The following is a 21,423-nucleotide window of genomic DNA, read 5'->3' as shown; positions in this document are numbered from 1 at the left end:
GCACCAGCGGCCCGCGCTGATCTGCGTACGGGGCCGGCGGGGGTGGGACACAATCAACGACGTGCGGTTCGGCATCCTGGGGGAGACGCGGGCGCGGCTGGCTGACGGGAGCCCGGCTGCCGTGGGCGGGCCGGCGCGGCGTGCGCTGCTGGCCATGCTGCTGCTGGAGGCCGGGCGGATCATCACCGTCGAGCGGCTGATCGACGGGCTGTACGGCGAGGACCCGCCGGCCGGGGTCGCCAACGCGCTGCAGTCGCAGGTGTCGCGGCTGCGATCGGCGCTGCGGGTGCCCATCGAGAACCACCCCGCCGGTTACCGGCTCGCGATCGATGCCGGCGATGTCGACGTGCACCGCTTCGAGCGGCTTGCCGCGCAGGGCCGGGACGCGCTTGCGGGCGGCGAACCGGCGCGTGCGGCCGGGATGTTGAGGGAAGCCCTCGCGCTGTGGCGGGGCTCGGCGCTGGCCGATGTGGGCTATGCGCCGTTCGCGGAGCCGCAGGTGACCCGGCTGGAGGAGCTGCGGATCGCGGCGGTGGAGGACCGGATCGCGGCGGAGCTGGCTCTGGACGCGCACCGGCACCTGGAACTGGTCGCGGAGCTGCGCGAGCTGGTGGTGGCCTATCCGCTGCGGGAGCGGCTGCGGGCGCAGCTGATGCGGGCGCTGTACAGCTGCGGGCGGCAGTCCGAGGCGCTGCAGGTGTACGAGGAGGCGCGGCGGGAGCTGGCCGAGGCGCTCGGTGCGGATCCGGGGCGGGAGCTGGCCGAGGCGCATCTGGCGGTGCTGCGCGGGGATCCGGGGCCGGTGGTTTCACGTGAAACGGCTGCTTCAACGGATGTTTCACGTGAAACATCACCTGGCTGGCATCCGCTGCCCGCCCAGCTGACCAGCTTCGTCGGCCGCGACGGGGAACTGGCACGGATCGGATCGCTGCTCGGCCGGGTCCGGCTGGTCACGCTGCTCGGCCCCGGTGGCGCCGGGAAGACCCGCACCGCCGTCGAGGCGGGCGCCCGGCACCCGGGGGAGGTGTGCTTCGTCGATCTGTCCGCGCTGACCGACGGCGGGGACGTGCCACAGGCGGTGGCCTGGGCGCTGGGGCTGCGCGAGTCGGGACTGCGCCCGGCACCTGGGGCGAGCGGCCATGACGCTGCCGCGCCCGATCCCCTGGCCCGGCTGCTGGCCGCGCTCGCCGACCGTGAACTGCTGCTGGTGCTGGACAACTGCGAGCATCTGGTCTCCGACGCCGCCCGGCTCGCGGCCGGGCTGCTCGCGGGGTGTGCGCGGGTCCGGATCCTCGCCACCAGCCGCGAGGCGCTGGGCATCACCGGCGAGACCCTCTGCCCGCTGGAGCCGCTGCCCGGGGTCACCGCCGCCCAGCTCTTCGCCGAGCGCGCGGCGGCCGTGAGCCCGGACTTCGACCCGGCGGCGGAGAGCGAGGCGGTACGGGTCATCTGCGCGGCCCTCGACGGGATGCCACTGGCGATCGAGCTGGCCGCCGCCCGGCTGCGCTCGCTGACCGCGACCGAGATCGCCGCCCGGATCAGCGCCGACGACCGCTTCCGGCTGCTGTCACGCGGAAGCCGCACCGCCCAGCCCCGGCAGCAGACACTGCGCGGAGTCGTGGACTGGAGCTGGGACCTCCTGGCGGACAGCGAGCGGACCGTGCTGCGCCGGGCCTCGGTCTTCGCGGGCGGCTGGACGCTCGCGGCCGCGGAGGCGGTCTGCGCCGACGGTGACGCGGTCGAGGCCGACGAGGTACTCGACCTCATCGACTCCCTCGTGGAGAAGTCCCTGGTCGTTGCCTACCGCCCGGACGGCCCGGCCGGCGGCGGCCCGCTTCGCTACCGGCTGCTGGAGACCATCCGGGCCTACGGCGGCGAACGGCTCGGCGAGGCCGCTGAGACCGAGGCGCTGCGCCGCGCGCACGCCGAGTACTTCATCGGGCTGGCCCGGTCGGCGGAGCGGTACATGTGGCGGGCCGAACAGGTGCACTGGCTGCGGGTGCTCGCGGCCGACCACGACAACCTGCACGCGGTGCTGCGCCGCGCCGCGGCCGCAGGCGACACCGGCACAGCCCTACAGGTGATCGCGGCCCTGTCCTCGTACTGGCTGCTGCGCGGCCTGCGCTACGAAGGCGCGGCCTCGGCCCGGCAGGTGCTGGCCGCGCTCGGTGCGAAGGCGCCGGAGGGGCTGGAGGAGGAGTACGTCCTCGGCGTACTGGCGGGGGTGTCCGACCTGCCGGACTCGGCGATGCTGGCCGAGCATGTCGCGGCGGCCGAGGTGATCGTCAACGGGATAGGCCGGATCTCGCGCAGGTACCCGGCCCTGACGGTCATCTGGGCGCCCTTCGCGGGCGTCCCGGAGGACACGGAGGGGGCGTACGCGCTGCTGGACGCCTTCCTGGCCGAGGAGGACGATCCGTGGCTTCGGGCCCTGGCCCGGATCGGCGCCTGCTTCCAGATGTGGATGGTGGAGCTCGACGTCGACGCCGCCGAGCGCGAGTGCGGGGAGGCGCTCACGGCGTTCCGGCGGCTCGGTGACCGCTGGGGGATGATCACGTCCCTGAGCGTGCTGTCCGAGGCCGCCGACCACCGCGGCGACGCCGAGCGGGCCATCGCCATCACCGACGAGGCGCTGGCCCTCGCCGATGAGATGGACGCCGTCCAGGACACCGCCGAACTGCTCAGCCAGCGAGCCGCGTTCCTCATACGGGCCGGCCGGCACGAGGAGGCCCGCGCCGACTGCCTTCGGGCCGCAGAACTCGCCCGCCGGGCCGGGGCCCCGGAGTTCGCGGCCCGCGCCCACATGGTGCTCGCGGAGTCCGCCCGGCTGCGCGGCGACCTGCCCGAGGCGTGGCGGCTGGGCGAACGGGCGCTCGCCGACTGCCCGGCCGGCTACTTCTCCAGCAACGGCACCCGCGTGGCCGTGTTCGGGGCCCTCATCCGCACGGCCGTCGCCCGGGGCGACGCGGTGGCGGCCCGCGCGTACTACCGCGAGGCGGTCGTCCTCGACCACGCCCGCCATCTGCCGCTGCCCGGTGCCGTCGCCGCCGAGACCTTCGCCGGGCTGGCCCTGCTCGAAGGCGGCCCCGAACGGGCCGCCGAGCTGCTGGGCATGTGCCGGACGCTGCGTGGCAGCGACCGGCTCTCCGACTCCGGCGCGGAGCGTACGGCGGCCGGGGCGCTCGCCGCCCTCGGCACGGCGGCGTACGAGGCGGCCTTCGAGCGCGGCTCGCAGCTGAGCCGGGAACAGGCGCTGAGGGCGCTGACCGACCCGCTGTAGACGCCGGTGAGCGCCGGTGGACGCCGGTCAGTGGGCGGTACGCGGCCGGTCAGCGCCCGCGCGCACCGTGAGCGGCATGACGAAGACGACCGATGAGACCGCGAATGAAACCGCGAATGAAACTGCGAACCTGACCCCCCGCCGCTGGGCGGCGCTGGTGGTGTGCTGCCTGGCCGGAATGCTGCTCGGCATCGACAACAGCGTCCTGAACTACGCCATCCCCTCGCTGGTGAAGGACCTGCAGCCGTCCAGCACCGAGATCCTGTGGATCTCCGATGTCTACGGCTTCGTGATGGGCGCCCTGCTCGTGGTCATGGGCAACCTGGGCGACCGCTTCGGCGGCAAGCGGATGGCGATGATCGGGGCCGCGGCCTTCGGGACGGCCTCGCTGCTCACCTCGTACGCCGGCAGCCCGGAGACGCTGATCGCCGGGCGGGCGCTGCTCGGCCTGGCCGGGGCGATGATCATGCCGTCCACGATGTCGATCGTGCGGCACGCCTTCACCGACCCCAGGGAGCGCACCACCGCCATGGGCCTCAGCGGAGGCCTCGGAGCCGCCAGCTTCGCGCTGGGCCCGGTGGTCGGCGGGCTGCTGCTGGACCACTTCTGGTGGGGCTCGGTCTTCCTGATCAACGTCCCGGTGATGGTGGTCGTGCTGGTCGCGGGCGCTGTGGTGCTGCCCGAGTGGCGCAACCCGAAGCCGGGACGGCTGGACTGGGCGAGCGTGCCGCTGTCGGTCGTGGGCCTGCTCGGTGTGATCTACGCGATCAAGACCGGCGCCCGGGACGGCTTCGACGAGGGCCAGGTGTGGGCCGCCGCGGCCGTCGGCGTGGCCGCGCTGCTGCTCTTCGGCCGCCGCCAGACCCGGGTGGCACAGCCGCTGCTCGACCTGCGACTGTTCCGCAACCCGGCCTTCAGCGGGGCGGTGGGCTCCAACCTGGTGATGATCTTCGCCTCCTCCACCCTGTCGCTGGCCTTCTCGCTCTACTTCCAGGTCGTACGCGGCTGGTCGCCGTTGATGGCGGGCCTGGCCCTGCTCCCCGGCCCGCTGGCGGCGGCCTTCGCGGCCCCGCTGGCCTCGGTGCTGATTCCCCGGATCGGCCGCGCGAAGGTGGTCGCCCTCGGGCTGGCGCTGCTGTCGGTCAGCACGGCCGTTCTGGGCCAGGTGAGCACGCCGGACTCCGGCTACTGGACGGAGATCCTCGCGCCGCTGGTCGTCAACGGCATGGGCATCATCCTGATCATGGCGGTCACCTCGGACACGATCCTGGCCAGCGCGCCCAAGGAGCGCACGGGCGCCGCCGCGGCGATCTCCGAGACCGCGATGGAGCTCGGCGGGGCGCTCGGTATCGCGGTGCTCGGATCCGTGCTCACGGCGGTCTACCGGGGCGCGCTGCACCTGCCTGCGGGGACTGCGGCCGGGGCGGCCCACGGGGCCCGGGAGTCGGTGAGCGGGGCGGCTGCCGGCGGGCTGGGGGTGGCGGATGCGGCGTACGCGGCCTTCTGCCACGCCGTTGAGGTGACGACGATGGTGGGCGCGGGCCTGATCGCGGTCGGTGCGGTGGTAGCGCTCTTCACGCTGCGGTCGGTTCCGGCGGTCATCGAGGTGCCGGAGCCGGAGCCGGTGGCGGCCTGACCGCACGGAGGTACGAGAGCTGCCCCGCGCTGTGAGGCGCGGGGCAGCTCTCTGCACTCTCGCTATGGACTCCATGGACTCCACGGACTCTATGGATACGTCTCGCCGCCGTTGCGGCCGCTCCCGTTGCGGCGTTCCGCCGCCGCGTCGGCCTCGGCCTGTTTGGCCTGGACCTCGGGGTCGAGGGCGTCGACGGGGGAGCCGTCGACCTGGGTGAGGGAGCGGTCGGCGTCGGAGACCTCGGTGGCGGGGGCGGGCTCGACCAGCCAGTCGGGGTTGGTCTGCCTGCTCCACCAGCGCCAGGCGGCGAAGCCGGCGCCGCCGATGATGCCGAGCACGGCGATCCGCTTGGCGATGCGGCCGTTGCGGGCCCGGCGGGCGAGCCGGCGGTCGAGTTTCTCGATGTCGCCGGCCGTGACATGGCTGCGCAGCGCAGCAACCGCGGCCGCGCTCCTGGTGACCGCCTCGTCCTTGGCCGGGCCCGCGGCGGCGCGGACCTGGGCCACGGCCTGTTCGACCCGCGGAGCGGCGTAGTCGGCGGCCTGCCGGGCGGTCTCACGGGTGCGCTGGGCCGCTGTGCCCACGGCATCCTGAACCCCGGGCGGGACCGCGGCGACGGCCTGGGCCCGGGCCTGGTCGACGCGCGCTGCCAGGTGCGCGTCGTACTGTGTGCGGGCGGTCGCCCTGGCCTGCTGGGCGGCGGAGGACACCTTGGGTGCCAGCCGCTGCCGGGCCTCGTCCGCGTAGTGCACGGCGCTGTCCTTGGCCGTGCTCGCGTATGGCGCCACCACGTCCGCGGCGTGCCGCACGCTGTCCTTCGTCCTGTCGGCTGCGTGGCGCACGCTTTCGATGCGGGTCACGAGAACCTCCTCCTCGGTGGCGTACGGTTAATCGCCTTTCCACCCGGTTTGAAATCATGCCTGCAGGCGGCACATCCGGCATTCGCGCGCGGGCATACGGGTCAAGGCGGGGCAAGTACGTGGCAATGCGGGGCAAGGGGGCCTTCTGTCGACGATGCCACGTAAGTGGCCTTCCGCGCGATGGTTACTCCTGGGAAGGCGGGCCGTGCGAGGATTTGCCCCTGTCAGTGCGGGCTTAAGGAAGGTAGATAGTGGCCGAGCAGCTCTACGCCACCCTGAGGACCAGCCATGGGGACATCGTGATCCGGCTCTTCAAGGATCACGCCCCCAGGACGGTCAAGAACTTCGTCGAGCTCGCCGAGGGCACCCGCGAGTGGACCGATCCCAGGACCGGGAAGCCCTCCCACGAGAAGCTGTACGACGGCACGGTCTTCCACCGGGTGCTCTCCGGCTTCATGATCCAGGGCGGCGACCCGCTGGGAAACGGCACCGGAGACCCGGGGTACAAGTTCGCCGACGAGTTCCACCCGGACCTCAGCTTCAACAAGCCGTACCTGCTGGCCATGGCCAACGCCGGCCCGGGCACCAACGGCTCGCAGTTCTTCATCACGGTCTCCCCCACCACCTGGCTGACCCGCAAGCACACCATCTTCGGCGAGGTCGCCGACCCGGCCAGCCAGAAGGTCGTGGACGCCATCATCAGCACCCCGATCAACCCCCGGACCGAGCGTCCGCTGGAGGACGTGGTCATCGAGTCCGTGGTGGTCGAGCGCCGCTAGAACCTCTCCCGCCGCTCGACGGGAACCGAACAGCCCCGCCCGCGCGTATGACGGGCGGGGCGAGTCTTTGTGAAAGGCCAGGACATGATGGATCAGACGGTCTGCTGCTACCGCCACCCGGACCGGGAGACCGGCATCCGGTGCACGCGCTGCGAGCGGCCGATCTGCCCTGACTGCATGGTCAGCGCCTCGGTGGGCTTCCAGTGCCCGGAGTGCGTGCGGGAGGCCGGCCGTACGGCTCCTCAGCCGCGTACGGTCGCGGGCGGCACCATCGCGGGTGACCAGCGGCTGGTCACCAAGATCCTCATCGGGCTGAATCTCGCGATCTTCCTGGCCGTGCTCGCGAACAAGGACCTCGTGAACGACCTGGGGCTGTTCGGGCCCTGCTTCCGCTTCGACAACGGGACCGCCCAGGGGGTCGTGCACTGCGGTGTCGGGGCCAACCACCCCGGCCAGTGGTACCGGATGATCACCTCGGTCTTCCTGCACGAGGAGTTCGCGCACATCGGCTTCAACATGCTCGCCCTGTGGTGGATCGGGGCGCCGCTGGAGGCCGTGCTCGGGCGGGCCCGCTATCTCGCGCTCTATCTGCTCTCCGGCCTCGGCGGCAGTGCGCTGGTGCTGCTGCTGGCGCCCAACGCGCTGACGCTGGGTGCCTCCGGTGCGATCTTCGGCCTCTTCGGGGCGACCGCGGTGTTCGTGAAGCGGCTGCGGCAGGACATGCGGCCCGTGCTGATGCTGCTCGGGCTGAACCTGCTCTTCACCTTCACCTGGTCCAACATCAGCTGGCAGGGCCACATCGGCGGCCTGGTGACCGGCGTCCTGGTGGCCATAGGGATGGCGTACGCACCCCGTGAGCGGCGGCGTCAGGTGCAGTGGGGGACCTGCGTGGCGGTGCTGGTGGCGGTGATCGCGGTGTCGGCGGTCGCGGTGTCCCGGATCAGCGGCTGAGACCCGTAACCGGTGGCGTTGATCTGACGTTATCCACAGAGAACAAGCTGCCCTGTGCATGATGTGCACAGGGCGTCCGGACCTTGGTGTCCACGGGTGTCTACCTGCAAGATCAACCGATAACCGGTGGCCCGTACAACGGACCACCGGTCACACCGGCGTCAACCCGGTACTGGTTATCCACAGATCTTCCGACCTTTTCAACAGTGTGGATGAGCCTGTGGATAACCCGGCCGCATCCCACCGCTTCCGGCTACTTCCACTGCGTCGAGACGACGAACCCGCCCGCGATGAAGCCGAAGCCGACGACGATGTTCCAGTTGCCCAGCGTCTCGATCGGCAGCTTGGTGGCCGACACGTAGAAGACGACGATCCAGGCCAGGCCGACGAGGAAGAGCGCCAGCATCAGCGGCGCGACATAGCCGCGGCCGGACTTCAGCTTTATGGCGGTCGTCTTCGACGGTGGCGGGGTGAAGTCGGCCTTCTTGCGGATCCGTGACTTCGGCACGAGGGACTCTCCTGTCGATGCGCTGCGTAACCGCGCGGGTGATGTTGATCTTGGGGCCGGGCGGGGGGAAGAAACGATAGCCACTACCGCTGCCGGTGTCCGTTAGCGTAGTGCTTCCTCGGGTTGGAAGGAGATAAGGCTAGGTGAGCGAATCAGGCGACGTCTCCCCCGCCCGACTTTCTGTCCGTTCTGTGACACTTCGCACGCTCAGCGCGGGCATCTTCGCGCTCGCCGGACTGATCTTCTGGATGAGCTTCGACACCGCGAAGGGCGTGGACATCCGCACCGACGCCCCGCTGCTGCGGCTCTCGGACCGGATCCAGGAGAAGAGCGAGCAGAACGCGCAGCTGGAGAGCGAGCTGTCGGGTGTACGCGGCGACGTGGACCAGCTCGCCCACGCCGACAGCGGCGTCAGCGACGCGACCCGCAAGCGGCTGGACGCGCTCGGTGAGGCGGCCGGCACCAAGAAGCTCACCGGTCCCTCGGTCAGCGTCACCCTCAACGACGCCCCGGCCGATGCCACCCCGCTGGTCCCCGGGGTGCCCGACCCGCAGCCCAATGACCTGGTCATCCACCAGCAGGACCTGCAGGCCGTGGTCAACGCGCTGTGGGCGGGCGGCGCGACCGGCATCCAGGTCATGGACCAGCGGCTTATCTCCACCAGCGCGGTGCGCTGTGTCGGCAACACCCTGATCCTCCAGGGCCGCGTCTACTCGCCGCCCTACAGGATCACCGCTGTGGGTGACCCGGACAAGCTCCACAAGGCCCTGGACGCCAGCCCCGCCATCCAGAACTACCTCCAGTACGTCAACGCCTACGGCCTCGGCTGGAAAGTCGAGGACGACAGGCGGGTGACTCTGCCCGGCTACTCCGGCACAGTGGATCTGCATTACGCCAAAGCCGTGGGGTGACGGGGTGACGAGCGGGGGGCGATGACCGGTGCGCCTGCTGGTGCGGACGCTCAGCGAGCTGTTCATTACCGTCGGCGCGGTCATCGTGCTGTTCGTCGTCTACGTCCTGTACTGGACCGGCGTACGGGCCGACAGCTCCATGGACCACGAGGTGGCCCGCCTCCAGAACCAGTGGACGTCCCGGCCCGTGGCGACCGCCTCCCCGGCCGCGTCACCTTCCAGGGCCGCCGCGCCCGCGCCGCCCGCCTACCGCGACGGCACCGCCTTCGCCGTCATGTACATCCCCCGCCTTGGCCACGGCTGGCACAAGCCCGTCCTCCAGGGCACCGCGACCGGCACTCTCAAGCGCGGCCTCGGCCACTACGCTGGCACCACCCGCCTCGGCGCGACGGGCAACTTCGCGGTCGCCGGCCACCGCCGCACCTACGGCGACCCCTTCAAGGACTTTCCCGACCTGCGCAAGGGCGACAAGGTCTTCCTGACCGACGGCACCACCTGGTACACGTACGTGATCGACCGAGGGCCCTACCGGACCGTCCCGACCGACGTGGCCGTCATCGACCCGGTGCCGGAGAAGTCCGGCTTCCGCACGGCCGGGCGGTATCTGACGCTGACCACCTGTGACCCCGAGTGGGGCCACAGCCACCGGCTGATCGTCTGGGGGCACCTGAAGGCCACCCGGCCCGTTGAGGACGGTATGCCGGCCGGCTTGTCCGGCTAATCTTGGGCCGGGAACCCGTGACGGCGGGACAAGGGCGGGACGAGAAGGGCAGCACATCGCATGTACGGCTGGATCTGGCGGCATCTGCCGGGCAACGCCTGGGTGAGGTCGTTGCTTTCGCTTGTGCTCGTTCTGGCCGTCATATACGTGCTCTTCCAGTACGTTTTCCCGTGGGCGGAGCCACTGCTTCCGTTCAACGACGTGACGGTCGACGAGGGGATGGCAGCCGTCTCATGACCGCACGCACCGCACGCATTCTCGTGGTGGACAACTACGACAGCTTCGTCTTCAACCTGGTCCAGTACCTCTACCAGCTCGGCGCCGAGTGCGAGGTGCTGCGCAACGACCGGGTGGAACTGGCGCATGCGCAGGACGGATTTGACGGCGTCCTGCTCTCTCCCGGCCCGGGCACGCCCGAGGAGGCCGGGATCTGCGTCGACATGGTCCGGCACTGCGCGGCGACCGATGTCCCGGTCTTCGGCGTCTGCCTCGGCCTGCAGTCCATGGCGGTCGCCTACGGCGGCGTGGTGGACCGGGCGCCGGAGCTGCTGCACGGCAAGACCTCGCTGGTCACGCATGAGGGCGCCGGGGTCTTCGCCGGGCTGCCCTCGCCCTTCACCGCGACCCGCTATCACTCGCTGGCCGTCGAGCGGGACACGGTGCCCGAGGAGCTGCTGGTGACCGCCTGGACGGACAGCGGCATCATCATGGGCCTGCGGCACCGCACGGCCCGCGTCGAGGGCGTCCAGTTCCATCCCGAGTCAGTGCTCACCGAATGGGGCCATCGCATGCTCGCCAACTGGCTCGCGGAATGCGGTGATCCGGACGCGGTCGGGCGCTCTGCGGGCCTCGCGCCCGTGGTCGGCAAGGCCGGGGTGTGACGTGACGGCGGACGGCCGTCACGTCGGCGAAACCACCGCCGAATTCGCCGCCGCGGTCGAGCAGTTGGCCGACCCGCTGAGCGATCCCCTGCCGGGGCAGGGAGCGGCGCCCCGGACGCCGTCTGCGCCGCATGCGCAGGACGCGCAAGCCCCGCAGAGCCCAGAGGACCCGCAGGAGGGTTCGCCCTGGTTCCGCCCGCAGCACGAGACGCCGCAGCACGAGACGCCGCCACCCGCGCAGCCGCCTGCGCAGCCCGCGTACGACCCGTCCCAGCCCCCGGCGGGCGCGCGGGCCATGCCCCGTCACCCGATATCGGAAGCCGACCGGGCCGCTGCCCGGCGCCGGGCGTCCGGTGCGCCCGGTGACACCGCCGCGATGCCGGTTCTGGACGTGGAGGCGGATCCGGGCCCAGCCTCGGTGCAGCCGTACGAAGCCCCGGCCGTCCCGCCCGAGGGCGGCCGCGCTGCGCGCCGTAAAGCCGCCCAGGAGGCCGCTCGCAGGGGCGGCAGGTCCCGACGGGGCCCGGAGGCCCCGGAGGCCGCCACGGAGCCGTCAGGGCCCGCCGGGGAGGCCGCGGGAGAGGCCGTAGGCGGGCTCGCAGGCGAGGCCGCCGGGCGGCCGCTCTCCCGGGTGGAGGCGCGCAGGGCGGCGAAGGCGGCCAAGGAGAGCCCGGCGGTCGTCGCGAGCCGGATCATGGGTGAGATGTTCATCACCGTCGGCGTGCTGATGCTGCTCTTCGTCACCTACCAGCTGTGGTGGACCAATGTGCTCGCCCACCAGGAGGCCGGCGGCGCCACCAAGAACCTTGAGAAGCAGTGGGACGGCGCCACGGACTCCGACCGCGACCCCGGCACCTTCTCCGCCGGCCAGGGCTTCGCGATCATCTATCTCCCGAAGCTCGACGTGAAGGCCCCCATCGCCGAGGGCGTCAGCAAGAGCAAGGTCCTCGACAAGGGCATGGTCGGCCACTACTCCGGCGCGCAGGAAACGGCCATGCCCTGGGACACGACGGGCAACTTCGCGCTCGCCGCCCACCGCAACACCCATGGCGAACCGTTCCGCTACATCAACAAGCTGGTCAAGGGCGACAAGATCGTCGTCGAGACCGAGAGCGAGTACTACACATACGAGGTCACCAGCTCGCTCGCCTCCACCCCGCCCTCCAACACCTCGGTCATCAAGCCGATCCCGACCGGCTCCGGCTTCACCACCGCCGGCCGTTACATCACCCTCACCACCTGTACGCCGGAGTTCACCAGCAAGTACCGGCTGATCGTGTGGGGCAAGATGGTCGACGAACGGCCGCGCAGCAAGGGCAAGCCCGACGCGCTGCTCGAATGACGCTGGTCGAATGACCCACGCACACTGATCGGGGCAGAGCGGTGACGACGACGGAGCACGGTCACGGTCCGGACAGCGGGATCGCGCCCCCGCCGCGGCGCCGCCCGCGCGGCCGGATCGCCACGGTGGTCAGTGTCATCGGCGAACTCCTCATCACCGCCGGGCTCGTCCTCGGCCTCTTCGTCGTCTACTCCCTGTGGTGGACCAATGTCATAGCGGACCGCCATGCCAGGAAGGCCGAGGCGACCGTCCGCGACCACTGGGCCGCCGCCCCCGAAACCCCCGGCAAGCTCGACACCAAGGACGGCATCGGCTTCCTCCACGTCCCCGCCATGGGCAAGGACTACGAGGTCCTGGTGAAGAAGGGCACCTCCACCGAGGTGCTCAACGAGGGCGTCGCCGGCTACTACACCGACCCGGTCGAGTCCGCCATGCCCTGGGCGAAGAGCGGCAACTTCACCATCGCCGCCCACCGCGACGGCCACGGCGCCAAGTTCCACAACATCGACAAGATCAGGAACGGCGACCCGGTCGTCTTCGAGGACCGCGACCACTGGTACGTCTACAAGGTCTACAAGATCCTTCCCGAGACCTCGAAGTACAACGTCAAGGTCATCGACCAGATCCCCCAGGAGAGCGGCAGGACCAAGGCCGGCCGCTACATAACCCTGACCACCTGCACGCCGGTCTACACGTCCCGCTACCGCTACATCGTCTGGGCCGAGCTGGTCCGTACGCAGAAGGTCGACGCGGACCGTACGCCGCCCAAGGAACTGGGCTGAGGCACCCGCGCAGCCGAGGCCCCGCAGCCGTAGGCACACGCAAGGGGGGCCGCGGACGATGTCCGCGGCCCCCTTCACGTTGTCACCGGGTGGCACTAGCCGTTGTTGCCGCCGATGAAGTTGTTGCCGCCGTTGTTGTTGCTGTCCACGGTGGTGAGGGTGATCGGGACACTGCCGGGGTCGGTCTCCGGGGTGTTGGCCGCCGGGTCCTGGCTGGTCACGATGGCGTTGTCGTCGGAGGAGCTGCCGTTGGCGAACTGGATGTTGTTGAAGCCGCTGGCCGAGAGGATCGCCCTGGCCTGCGACACCGTCTTGCCGAAGACATTGGGCACCGCGGTCTGCTGCTGGCCGCTGGATACGGTCAGGGTGATCTGGGTGTCCGGGCTGTAGTCGGCGTTGCCGTCGGGGGTCTGGCCGATCACGGTGCCCTGGGCTGAGGTGGAGGACTGCTCCTGCGTCTGGACGTTGGTGAAGCCCTTGCCGGAGAGCAGCTTCTTGGCGTCGTCGACGTTGGTGTTGATGACGTTCGGGAGCGTGATCTTCGAGGGCTCGGCGGCGACGGTGATGGTGATGGTCGCACCCTTGTCCGCCTGCGTGCCGCCCTTCGGGTCCTGGGACAGAACCGTGCCGGCGTCGGCGGTCGTGCTCTCCTTGGTCTTCGGCTCGACCTTGAAGCCCTTGCCCTCCAACTCGCTGGTGGCCTCGTCCTGCGTCTTGTTGGTCACGTCGGGGACGTTGACCTGCGGCAGACCCTTGGAGAGGTGGAGGGTGACCGTGTCCGTCTTGGCGATGGTGCCGCCGGAGGCGAACGCCGGGTCCTGGGTGCAGACCTGGTTCACCTTGACGTTCGTGTCCTCGCAGGAGACCGTGTCGCCCCAGGCGATCGTGATGCTGGCGTTGGTGGCCTGGGAGGTGGCATCGGCCTTGCTCAGGCCGACGAAGTTGACCATCGGGATCTTGTCGTCGCCCGAGTTGTTGCCCGAGAACAGCGCCTTGCCCATGAAGATCGCGCCGACCAGGACCAGGATGCCCGCGACGACGAGCAGGATGGTCGAGGTGTGGTTCTTCTTCGGCTGCCGGCGCCGGTCCGGGCGCTCGTCGTAGCCGTAGCCGCCGTCGTCATCGCGCATCGGCGGGAGCATGGCGGTGCCGGGGTCCTGCTGGGGCGGCAGGGCGGTGGTGGGGGCGTCGGCGCCGTAGCCGCCGTATCCGCCGCCGTAGCCGACGGCGCCCATCGAGGCGGTGGCGGCGACGGGCTGGCCGTCGAGGCAGGCCTCGATGTCGAGGCGCATCTCGTCGGCCGACTGGTAGCGGTAGTCGGGGTCCTTGGTCAGGGCCTTGAGGACGATGGCGTCCATCTCGGGGGTGACCTCGGGGTCGTACACGCTGGGCGGCTGCGGCTCCTCGCGTACGTGCTGGTACGCAACCGCGACCGGGGAGTCGCCGACGAAGGGCGGCCGGACGGTCAGCAGCTCGTACAGCAGGCAGCCGGTCGAGTAGAGGTCGCTGCGCGCGTCCACCTGCTCGCCCTTGGCCTGCTCGGGAGAGAGGTACTGGGCGGTCCCTATGACGGCGGCGGTCTGGGTCATGGTCATGCCGGAGTCGCCCATGGCGCGGGCGATGCCGAAGTCCATGACCTTGACCTGGCCGGTGCGCGTCAGCATGACGTTCGCCGGCTTGATGTCACGGTGGACGATCCCGGAGCGGTGCGAGTACTCCAGGGCCGCCAGGATGCCGCTGGTCATCTCCAGGGAGCGCTCGGCGAGCAGCTTGCGCCCGCTGTGCAGCAGCTCGCGCAGGGTGGAGCCGTCGACGTACTCCATGACGATGTACGGGATGGAGACCCCGTCGACGTAGTCCTCGCCGGTGTCGTAGACCGCGACGATCGACGGGTGGTTCAGGGATGCGGCAGATTGGGCTTCACGGCGGAACCTGGCCTGGAAGGACGGGTCGCGGGCGAGATCCACCCGGAGCGTCTTCACGGCGACCGTGCGGCCGAGCCGGGTGTCATGCGCGATATAGACCTCGGCCATGCCACCACGGCCGAGCACCGAGCCCAGCTCGTACCGGCCGCCGAGGCGACGCGGCTCATCCATAGCTCTTGCCCTTCCTTAACCGTCAACCGTCAACCGTCTGTGTAACTCCGTGTGGCTGCTCGGGGCTACCGTACCCGTCGCGCTGCGCCGATCCTGGCCCTGACCGGCAGCCGATATCCGACCGGTATCGCGACGTCCGCGGGACGCCTCTCCACCTCAGTACGGAGTGACCGGCGTCACTTGTTCAGAACGGCCTCCATGACCTTCTTCGCGATGGGGGCGGCCAGACCGCCACCGGTGATGTCGCCGCGGTTGGCGAGGCCGTCCTCGACCACGACGGCCACCGCCACCGGGGAGCCGCTGTCGGTCTTGGCGTAGGAGATGAACCACGCGTACGGGCTCTTGTCGTTGTTCACGCCGTTCTGCGCGGTGCCGGTCTTGCCGCCGACCGTGACCCCGTCGATCTGGCCCTTCTTGCCGGTGCCGGAGGTGACGACCGTCTCCATCATCTGCTGGAGCTTCGCCGCGTTCTCCGAGCTGACCGGCTGGCTGTACTGCTGGGGGGAGGCCTGCTCGATGGCCTTGCCGTTGGAGTCCAGCAGCTCCTTGACCATGTACGGCTTCATGAGCTTGCCGTCGTTGGCGATCGCCGAGGCGACCATCGCCATCTGCAGCGGGGTGGCGGCGGTCTCGAACTGGCCGATGGACGACAGAGCCGTCTGGGGCTGGTCCATGGTGGTGGAGAAGTTGCTGGTGGCGGTGCGGATCGGGACGAAGAGCTCGTCGTTGAAGCCGAACTTCTTCGCCTCCGCCAGCATCGTGTCGCGGCCGAGCTGGGCGCCGATGTGGCCGAAGACCGTGTTGCAGGAGTACTGGAGGGCCACCCGCAGCGTGGCGTTCTTGCAGGGGATGTTGCCCTCGTTCGGAAGCTTGGTCGAGGTCGTCGGCAGCGTGTACGGGTCCGGGGAGTCGGTCTTCTCGTCGATGCTGCTGTAGAGGCCGTTCTCCAGGGCGGCGGCCGCGGTGACGACCTTGAAGGCGGAGCCCGGCGGGTAGGTCTGGCGGAGCGCCCGGTTGAGCATGGGCTGGTCCTTGTCGTTCTTGAGAGCGACCCAGTTCTTCTCGTCGGTCTTGGAGTTGCCGGCGAAGGTCGAGGGGTCGTACGAGGGCGTGCTGGCCAGCGCGAGGATGGCGCCGGTCTGCGGGTCGATCGCGGCGACCGCGCCCTTCTTGTCGCCGAGGCCTTCGAAGGCGGCCTTCTGGGCGGCACTGTTCAGGGTGGTGACGACGTCGCCGCCCTGCTTCTCCTTGCCGGACAGGATGTCGATGGTGCGGCGGAAGAAGAGCCGGTCGTCGTCGCCGGTGAGGATCTTGTCATTGACGCCTTCCAGCATGCTGGTGCCGAAGGCCTGGGAGGCGTAGCCGGTGACCGGGGCCCACATGGCGCCGTTCTTGAAGGTCGCCTTGAACTTGAAGTCGCTGCCGGTGGTCTCGGTGTGCCCGGTGATGGCCTTGTCGCCGACGATGATGTCGCCGCGTGGGGAGGCGTACTGGTTGATCGTGACGCGGCGGTTGTGGGCGTCGTTCTTCAGTTCGTCGGCCTGGACGAACTGCACGTAGTTGACCCTGATGAGAAGGGCCAGGACGAGGAGGCCGCAGAAGACGGCGACCCGGCGCAGGGGCTTGTTCACTGGACTCGGACCACCTGGGTCGGTTCGGCGTCGGGGGACGGGGCGGGGCTGGGCGCGGGCCTTCTGGCGGTGTCGCTGATCCGCAGCAGGATGGCGACCAGGGCCCAGTTGGCGATGACGGACGAGCCGCCCTGCGCCAGGAAGGGCATGGTCATACCGGTCAGCGGGATCAGGCCGGTGACGCCGCCGGCGACGACGAAGACCTGGAGGGCGAAGGCGCCCGACAGGCCGATCGCGAGCAGCTTGCCGAAGGGGTCGCGGGCGGCCAGCGCCGTGCGTACGCCGCGCTCGATGAGCAGGCCGTACAGCAGCAGGACGGCCATCAGCCCGGTGAGGCCGAGCTCCTCGCCGACGGTGGCGAGGATGTAGTCGCTCTTGGGCGCGATGCCGCCGATCAGCCGTGAGTACCCCTGGCCCAGGCCCGATCCGAAGAGGCCGCCGGAGCCGAAGGCGTACATCGTCTGGGCGGTCTCGGTGACGCCGCCGTTCACGAGGGCGAGGGGGTGGAGCCAGTTCTGGACGCGGTCCTGGACGTGGGCCTCGAAGGTGGAGACGAAGACCGCGCCGCCGGCGCTCAGCAGCAGGCCGAAGACGATCCAGCTGGTGCGCTCGGTGGCCACGTACAGCATGATCACGAAGAGGCCGAAGAAGAGCAGCGAGGTGCCCAGGTCGGTTTCGAAGACCAGGATCAGCAGGCTGATGGCCCAGATGACGAGGATCGGGCCCAGGTCGCGCCCGCGGGGCAGGTAGAGCCCCATGAAGCGGCGGCTGGCGAGGGCGAGGGCGTCCCGCTTGACCATCAGGTAGCCGGCGAAGAAGACGGTGATGATGATCTTCGCGAACTCGCCGGGCTGGAGTGAGCCGACGCCCGGGATGGTGATCCAGATCTTGGCGCCGTTGATGCCCGGGAAGAAGACCGGGAGGACCAGCAGTACCAGCGCCAACACCATGGAGATGTAGGTGTAGCGCTGCAGGATCCGGTGGTCCTTGAGGAAGACCAGCACACCGACGAACAGCGCCACACCGAGCGTGGACCACAGCAGCTGGCTCGGCGCCATGGCGGCGCCCAGCGACGGCTCCTGGTCGAGCCGCCAGATCAGGACCAGCCCCATGCCGTTGAGCAGCGTCGCGATCGGCAGCATCAGCGGGTCGGCGTACTTGGCGAACTTGCGCACCAGCAGGTGCGCGACACCCGCCAGGGTGCCCAGCCCGGCGCCGTACGCGAGCAGCCCGGCCGGCAGCGAGCCGTCCTTGGCCAGGCCCACGTTCGCGTACGCGAAGACCGGGATGAGCACCGCGAAGACCAGCAGCGCCAGCTCGGTGTTGCGGCGGCTCGGCGCGCCTACGGATGTGATGGTCGTGGTGTTGCTGATGACGGACATGGCTGCGTACCGCCCCCTCCTGTGACTGCTACTGGCCGCTGGGGCACTGCTGGGCCAGCGTCTGGTCCTCCGGGGAGAGGGTGGTGCTGGACGACGGGGTTGCGGAGGGGCTCGGGGTAGCGCTGGCGGTTGCCGAGCCGGAGGCCGTACCGCTGCCCGCGTTCGCGGAGGCGGAGGCTGATGCCGAGGCGTTGGGCTTCTTGACCGTGCCGGACGCGGCCTTGGCCGTCTTGGAGGCCTTGGCGGCCTTGTCGATGGCCTCCTTGGTCCGGCAGACGTCGGCCTGCTTCTCCAGCGAGTCGGCGGTGTCGCGGGCGTCGGCGAGGCTGCCGGCCGCGATGGTGTCCTCGACGTTCTTGCGCTGGTAGTCGGGCAGGTACTTGAGTTCGATAGTGGGGCGGTCCTCGTGGACCTTCGACAGGCTGAGCCAGGCCACCTTCTGCTCGATGCCCCGGTAGATCGCCGCGTGGTCGCCCTGGACACCGACGTAGTACTGCGTCTGCGTCCAGCGGTACGCGCCGTACAGGCCGCCGCCGATGAGGCCGAGCACGACGACCAGGATCGCCGAGCGCTTGAGCCACTTGCGCGGCTTTCTCGGCTTGTCCCAGTCCTCGACGTCGTCGCCCTCGAAGGCGCCGAAGCTGCCGGTCGGCACCCCGGCCATCGTCAGGTCGCCGGGCGGGCCGAAGGTGCCCTCGGGGGCCGGCGGGCGGCCCAGCTCGGAGGCGCGGCCGGCCGGGGTCTGCAGGTGCCGGGGGTCGTGGTGCTGCAGCTGGCTGTCGGCCACGGCGCCCACGACGACGGGGGTGTCGTGCAGGCGGCCGGCGCCGGCCAGCGAGTCGTTGTCGTCGATGTCCAGGACGTCGGCGACGATGCAGGTGATGTTGTCGGGGCCGCCGCCGCGCAGCGCGAGCTGGATCAGCTCCTGGATCGTCTGGCCCGGATCCTGGTAACCCGCGAGGGTGTCCTCCAGGGTCTGGTGGCTGACGACACCGGACAAACCGTCCGAACAGATCAGATACCGGTCACCGGCCCGGACCTCGCGGATCGACAGGTCGGGCTCGACCTGGCCGCGGCCGTCCAGCGCGCGCATCAGCAGCGAGCGCTGCGGGTGCGTACCGGCCTCCTCCTCGGTGATCCGGCCCTCGTCCACCAGACGCTGCACCCAGGTGTGGTCCTGGGTGATCTGGGTGAGGATGCCGTCCCGCAGCAGGTAGGCGCGCGAGTCGCCGACGTGTACGAGACCGAGCCGCTGGCCCGTCCACAGCAGGGCGGTCAGGGTGGTGCCCATGCCCTCCAGCTGCGGGTCCTCCTCGACCATGACGCGCAACTGGTCGTTGGCACGCTGCACGGCCGTGCTGAGCGAGGTGAGGATGTCGGAGCCGGGGATGTCGTCGTCCAGCGTCACGAGGGTGGAGATCACCTCGGACGACGCGACCTCTCCGGCCGCCTGGCCGCCCATGCCGTCGGCGATCGCGAGCAGGCGGGGACCGGCGTAGCCGGAGTCCTCGTTGCCCTCCCGGATCATGCCCTTGTGCGAACCGGCGGCGAATCGCAAGCTCAGAGACATGCGCACCTCGCCCGTCGGCTCCGGGTACATCCGCACGCTGCCCACCCTCTCGCTTGCTGGCTCCGCTCGCCCATTTGCGACTACTTCCGCAGCTCGATGACGGTCTTGCCGATGCGGATCGGGGCACCGAGCGGGATCGGGGTCGGCGTGGTGAGCCGGTTCCGGTCCATGTAGGTGCCATTGGTGGATCCGAGGTCCTCGACGATCCACTGGCCGTCACGGTCCGGGTAGATCCTGGCATGCCGACTGCTCGCGTAGTCGTCGTCCAGAACAATCGTTGAATCGTGCGCCCGGCCGAGCGTGATGGTCTGCCCCTGGAGAGCCACCGTGGTGCCCGTGAGCGAGCCCTCGGAGACCACCAGTTTCGTCGGGGCGCCGCGGCGGGCCCGGTTGTTCTGCGGCGGTTGCTGTGCTTGCTGCTGCCGCTGCGCAGGCTGCTGCTGGCGCTGCTGCGGCGGCCGGCCGCCGGCTTCCGCGCGCCGCGAAGCGCGCTGGGTCACCCGCGTCCCGAACAGATCGCTGCGGATGACCTGTACGGCCACGATGACGAACAGCCACAACACGGCGAGAAAACCCAACCGCATGACCGTCAGGGTCAGCTCTGACATTGCCCCCGCTTCACCCTTCGGCTTGCCGGTACACGATGGTGGTACTGCCCACGACGATCCGGGAGCCGTCGCGGAGCGTAGCGCGCAGCGTGTGCTGCCCGTCCACCACGATTCCGTTTGTCGATCCGAGGTCCTGGACCACGGAAGGCGTGCCGACCCGGATCTCGCAGTGCTTGCGCGAGACCCCGGGGTCGTCGACCCGTACATCCGCCTCGGTGCTGCGTCCCAGCACCAGCGTCGGCCGGGAGAACTGGTGCCGGGTGCCGTTGATCTCGATCCAGCGGCGCACCGAGCCGGGCGCCTCCGACGGACCTGCCCCTGTTCCCGGCAGCCGGGTCACCGGGGCCGGACCGGCCGGCATCGCGGGCCTGGGCGGCATCGGCGGCGATCCCGCGGGCGGCCGCGAGGGGGCCAGATACGGGGCCTGGCCGGCCGGCCCGGGGGCGGCGGCCTGGCGGTTCGGCGGGTATCCGGCCTGCGGCGCCTGCGCCTGCGGCTGCTGGAACTGGGACTCGCTGGACGCGAGCGTGCGGCTGCGCACCCGGTACAGGCCGGTGTCGAGGTCCTCGGCCTTCTCCAGGTGCACCTTGATGTCGCCCATGAAGGTGTACCGCTGCTGCTTCGCGTAGTCGCGCACCATGCCGGCCAGCTCGTCGCCGAGCTGGATCGCGTACGGGCTGAGCCGCTCGTAGTCCGAGCCGCTGAGCTCCACGATGAAGTCATTGGGGACCACGGTGCGGTCCCGGTTCCAGATGGTGGCGTTGTTGTCGCACTCCCGTTGGAGCGCGCCCGCGATCTCCACGGGCTGGACCTCGGACTTGAACACCTTGGCGAAGGTGCCGTTCACGAAGCCCTCGAGACGCTGCTCGAACTTCTTGAGTACTCCCACGGTGCACCTCCCTCCTTGAGGTCCTGCGGCCGGTCGCTGCGATCCTTCGCCGCGATCCTTCCGGTACTGCTTACTGATCGTATCCACGCGCCGGGAAATCCCGTGGTTCCCCACTCCTGCCCAGTGGGCCAGTGTCAACGCTCACACGGCTCCACTGCAGCTCCCCCACAGGGATGGTAGAGGTGCCTCCTGTCAGTGTCCCGCAACAGCGGGCGGTTCCCCGCGCCCGGGGGCGGTCCGAAACGGATGTGATTCCACCCTGGGCAGCGTGCTAATCTTCTGCATGTCGGGAGGCGCTCCCGCACCGCCCGGACCGAGAGTCCGGACAGTGCGCGGGAATCGAACGGCAGCACCCATGCGCGGGTGGCGGAATAGGCAGACGCGCTGGATTCAGGTTCCAGTGCCCGAAAGGGCGTGGGGGTTCAACTCCCCCCTCGCGCACAGAGAAGCACCCAGGAAAAGGTGCCTCCTGCCGGTGACGAAAGTCACCGGTCGGGGGCACCTTTTCGCGTGGGGCTGGTGGGGCGGTCGCCGTCCCGCGCCCTTGTCGCCGGTGCCGTCCGGCTGGGTTCCCGGCGCCGAGCTGTCCTCCGAGG

At 70.2% G+C, this 21,423-nt stretch carries 18 protein-coding genes and 1 tRNA gene; 11 read left to right on the top strand and 8 right to left on the bottom strand.

The features are described from left to right. Positions 1-61 precede the first annotated feature (61 nt). On the top strand, positions 62-3,280 hold the full coding sequence (locus OG607_RS22415) for a BTAD domain-containing putative transcriptional regulator (protein WP_405726210.1): 3,219 nt from the start codon (positions 62-64) through the stop codon (positions 3,278-3,280). Positions 3,281-3,356: 76 nt separating this feature from the next. Next, positions 3,357-4,916, top strand: coding sequence for an MFS transporter (locus OG607_RS22410; RefSeq protein ID WP_405726207.1), 1,560 nt, complete (start codon positions 3,357-3,359; stop codon positions 4,914-4,916). Between the two features lie 89 nt (positions 4,917-5,005). Here the strand turns inward: OG607_RS22410 and OG607_RS22405 are convergent, their stop codons facing one another. Beyond that, positions 5,006-5,776 (bottom strand): DUF5324 family protein, encoded by a 771-nt coding sequence (locus OG607_RS22405; RefSeq protein WP_405726204.1) that lies wholly within the window; start codon positions 5,774-5,776, stop codon positions 5,006-5,008. A gap of 251 nt (positions 5,777-6,027) precedes the next feature. Here OG607_RS22405 and OG607_RS22400 point away from each other — a divergent pair, with 251 nt between their 5' ends. Then, positions 6,028-6,555: a peptidylprolyl isomerase gene (locus OG607_RS22400; protein WP_405726201.1), complete on the top strand. Its 528-nt coding sequence runs from the start codon at positions 6,028-6,030 to the stop codon at positions 6,553-6,555. A gap of 84 nt (positions 6,556-6,639) precedes the next feature. Further along, positions 6,640-7,506: a rhomboid family intramembrane serine protease gene (locus tag OG607_RS22395; protein ID WP_405726198.1), complete on the top strand. Its 867-nt coding sequence runs from the start codon at positions 6,640-6,642 to the stop codon at positions 7,504-7,506. A 253-nt stretch (positions 7,507-7,759) separates the two neighbouring features. Here OG607_RS22395 and crgA read toward each other — a convergent pair whose 3' ends face one another. Then, positions 7,760-8,014, bottom strand: coding sequence for a cell division protein CrgA (gene crgA, locus OG607_RS22390; protein ID WP_405726195.1), 255 nt, complete (start codon positions 8,012-8,014; stop codon positions 7,760-7,762). A 143-nt stretch (positions 8,015-8,157) separates the two neighbouring features. Between crgA and OG607_RS22385 the strand changes: the two genes are divergently transcribed. The 6 genes from OG607_RS22385 to OG607_RS22360 are packed head-to-tail and all read left to right on the top strand — an operon-like array spanning position 8,158 to position 12,651. Further along, on the top strand, positions 8,158-8,925 hold the full coding sequence (locus OG607_RS22385) for a DUF881 domain-containing protein (protein ID WP_405726192.1): 768 nt from the start codon (positions 8,158-8,160) through the stop codon (positions 8,923-8,925). Positions 8,926-8,953: 28 nt separating this feature from the next. Further along, on the top strand, positions 8,954-9,646 hold the full coding sequence (locus tag OG607_RS22380; protein ID WP_405726189.1) for a class E sortase: 693 nt from the start codon (positions 8,954-8,956) through the stop codon (positions 9,644-9,646). 60 nt (positions 9,647-9,706) lie between these two features. Beyond that, on the top strand, positions 9,707-9,883 hold the full coding sequence (locus OG607_RS22375) for a hypothetical protein (protein ID WP_405726186.1): 177 nt from the start codon (positions 9,707-9,709) through the stop codon (positions 9,881-9,883). Then, on the top strand, positions 9,880-10,527 hold the full coding sequence (locus OG607_RS22370) for an aminodeoxychorismate/anthranilate synthase component II (RefSeq protein WP_405726183.1): 648 nt from the start codon (positions 9,880-9,882) through the stop codon (positions 10,525-10,527). The genes OG607_RS22375 and OG607_RS22370 overlap by 4 nt, the downstream gene beginning before the upstream one ends. A 1-nt stretch (position 10,528) precedes the next feature. Then, on the top strand, positions 10,529-11,869 hold the full coding sequence (locus OG607_RS22365; protein WP_405726180.1) for a class E sortase: 1,341 nt from the start codon (positions 10,529-10,531) through the stop codon (positions 11,867-11,869). Between the two features lie 41 nt (positions 11,870-11,910). Further along, complete coding sequence (locus tag OG607_RS22360) at positions 11,911-12,651, top strand: class E sortase (RefSeq protein ID WP_405726177.1); 741 nt, start codon at positions 11,911-11,913, stop codon at positions 12,649-12,651. 95 nt (positions 12,652-12,746) lie between these two features. Here OG607_RS22360 and pknB read toward each other — a convergent pair whose 3' ends face one another. The 6 genes from pknB to OG607_RS22330 form a co-directional block, all read right to left on the bottom strand. Then, entirely contained in the window at positions 12,747-14,747 is a 2,001-nt protein-coding gene (pknB, locus tag OG607_RS22355; protein ID WP_405726174.1) for a Stk1 family PASTA domain-containing Ser/Thr kinase, read from the bottom strand. Between the two features lie 176 nt (positions 14,748-14,923). Next, positions 14,924-16,378, bottom strand: coding sequence for a peptidoglycan D,D-transpeptidase FtsI family protein (locus OG607_RS22350; RefSeq protein ID WP_405726171.1), 1,455 nt, complete (start codon positions 16,376-16,378; stop codon positions 14,924-14,926). After that, positions 16,375-17,760 carry an FtsW/RodA/SpoVE family cell cycle protein gene (locus tag OG607_RS22345; protein WP_405726168.1) on the bottom strand — a complete coding sequence of 462 codons (1,386 nt, stop codon included), beginning with the start codon at positions 17,758-17,760 and terminating at the stop codon, positions 16,375-16,377. Before OG607_RS22345 ends, OG607_RS22350 begins: the two co-directional genes overlap by 4 nt. 28 nt (positions 17,761-17,788) lie before the next feature. Next, positions 17,789-19,360, bottom strand: a complete 1,572-nt coding sequence (locus tag OG607_RS22340; RefSeq protein WP_405736973.1) for a PP2C family protein-serine/threonine phosphatase — start codon at positions 19,358-19,360, stop codon at positions 17,789-17,791. A 50-nt stretch (positions 19,361-19,410) separates the two neighbouring features. Next, positions 19,411-19,938: an FHA domain-containing protein gene (locus OG607_RS22335; protein WP_405726165.1), complete on the bottom strand. Its 528-nt coding sequence runs from the start codon at positions 19,936-19,938 to the stop codon at positions 19,411-19,413. A 10-nt stretch (positions 19,939-19,948) separates the two neighbouring features. Next, entirely contained in the window at positions 19,949-20,827 is an 879-nt protein-coding gene (locus OG607_RS22330) for an FhaA domain-containing protein (protein WP_405726160.1), read from the bottom strand. 357 nt (positions 20,828-21,184) lie between these two features. Between OG607_RS22330 and OG607_RS22325 the strand changes: the two genes are divergently transcribed. After that, positions 21,185-21,268 (top strand) — tRNA-Leu (locus OG607_RS22325). Positions 21,269-21,423 lie beyond the last annotated feature (155 nt).

The organism is Streptomyces sp. NBC_01537 (assembly GCF_045040445.1).
GTDB lineage: Bacteria > Actinomycetota > Actinomycetes > Streptomycetales > Streptomycetaceae > Actinacidiphila.
This window is presented reverse-complemented; position numbering and strand designations above follow the sequence as displayed.

What these genes read in the sequence shown, in the direction of transcription:
- OG607_RS22410 (WP_405726207.1), top strand. Translation starts at nt 3,357, where the DNA reads ATGACGAAGACGACCGATGAGACCGCGAATGAAACCGCGAATGAAACT.
- OG607_RS22340 (WP_405736973.1), bottom strand. Translation starts at nt 19,360, where the DNA reads ATGTACCCGGAGCCGACGGGCGAGGTGCGCATGTCTCTGAGCTTGCGA.
- OG607_RS22375 (WP_405726186.1), top strand. Translation starts at nt 9,707, where the DNA reads ATGTACGGCTGGATCTGGCGGCATCTGCCGGGCAACGCCTGGGTGAGG.
- OG607_RS22335 (WP_405726165.1), bottom strand. Translation starts at nt 19,938, where the DNA reads ATGTCAGAGCTGACCCTGACGGTCATGCGGTTGGGTTTTCTCGCCGTG.
- OG607_RS22345 (WP_405726168.1), bottom strand. Translation starts at nt 17,760, where the DNA reads ATGTCCGTCATCAGCAACACCACGACCATCACATCCGTAGGCGCGCCG.
- pknB (WP_405726174.1), bottom strand. Translation starts at nt 14,747, where the DNA reads ATGGATGAGCCGCGTCGCCTCGGCGGCCGGTACGAGCTGGGCTCGGTG.
- OG607_RS22370 (WP_405726183.1), top strand. Translation starts at nt 9,880, where the DNA reads ATGACCGCACGCACCGCACGCATTCTCGTGGTGGACAACTACGACAGC.
- OG607_RS22395 (WP_405726198.1), top strand. Translation starts at nt 6,640, where the DNA reads ATGATGGATCAGACGGTCTGCTGCTACCGCCACCCGGACCGGGAGACC.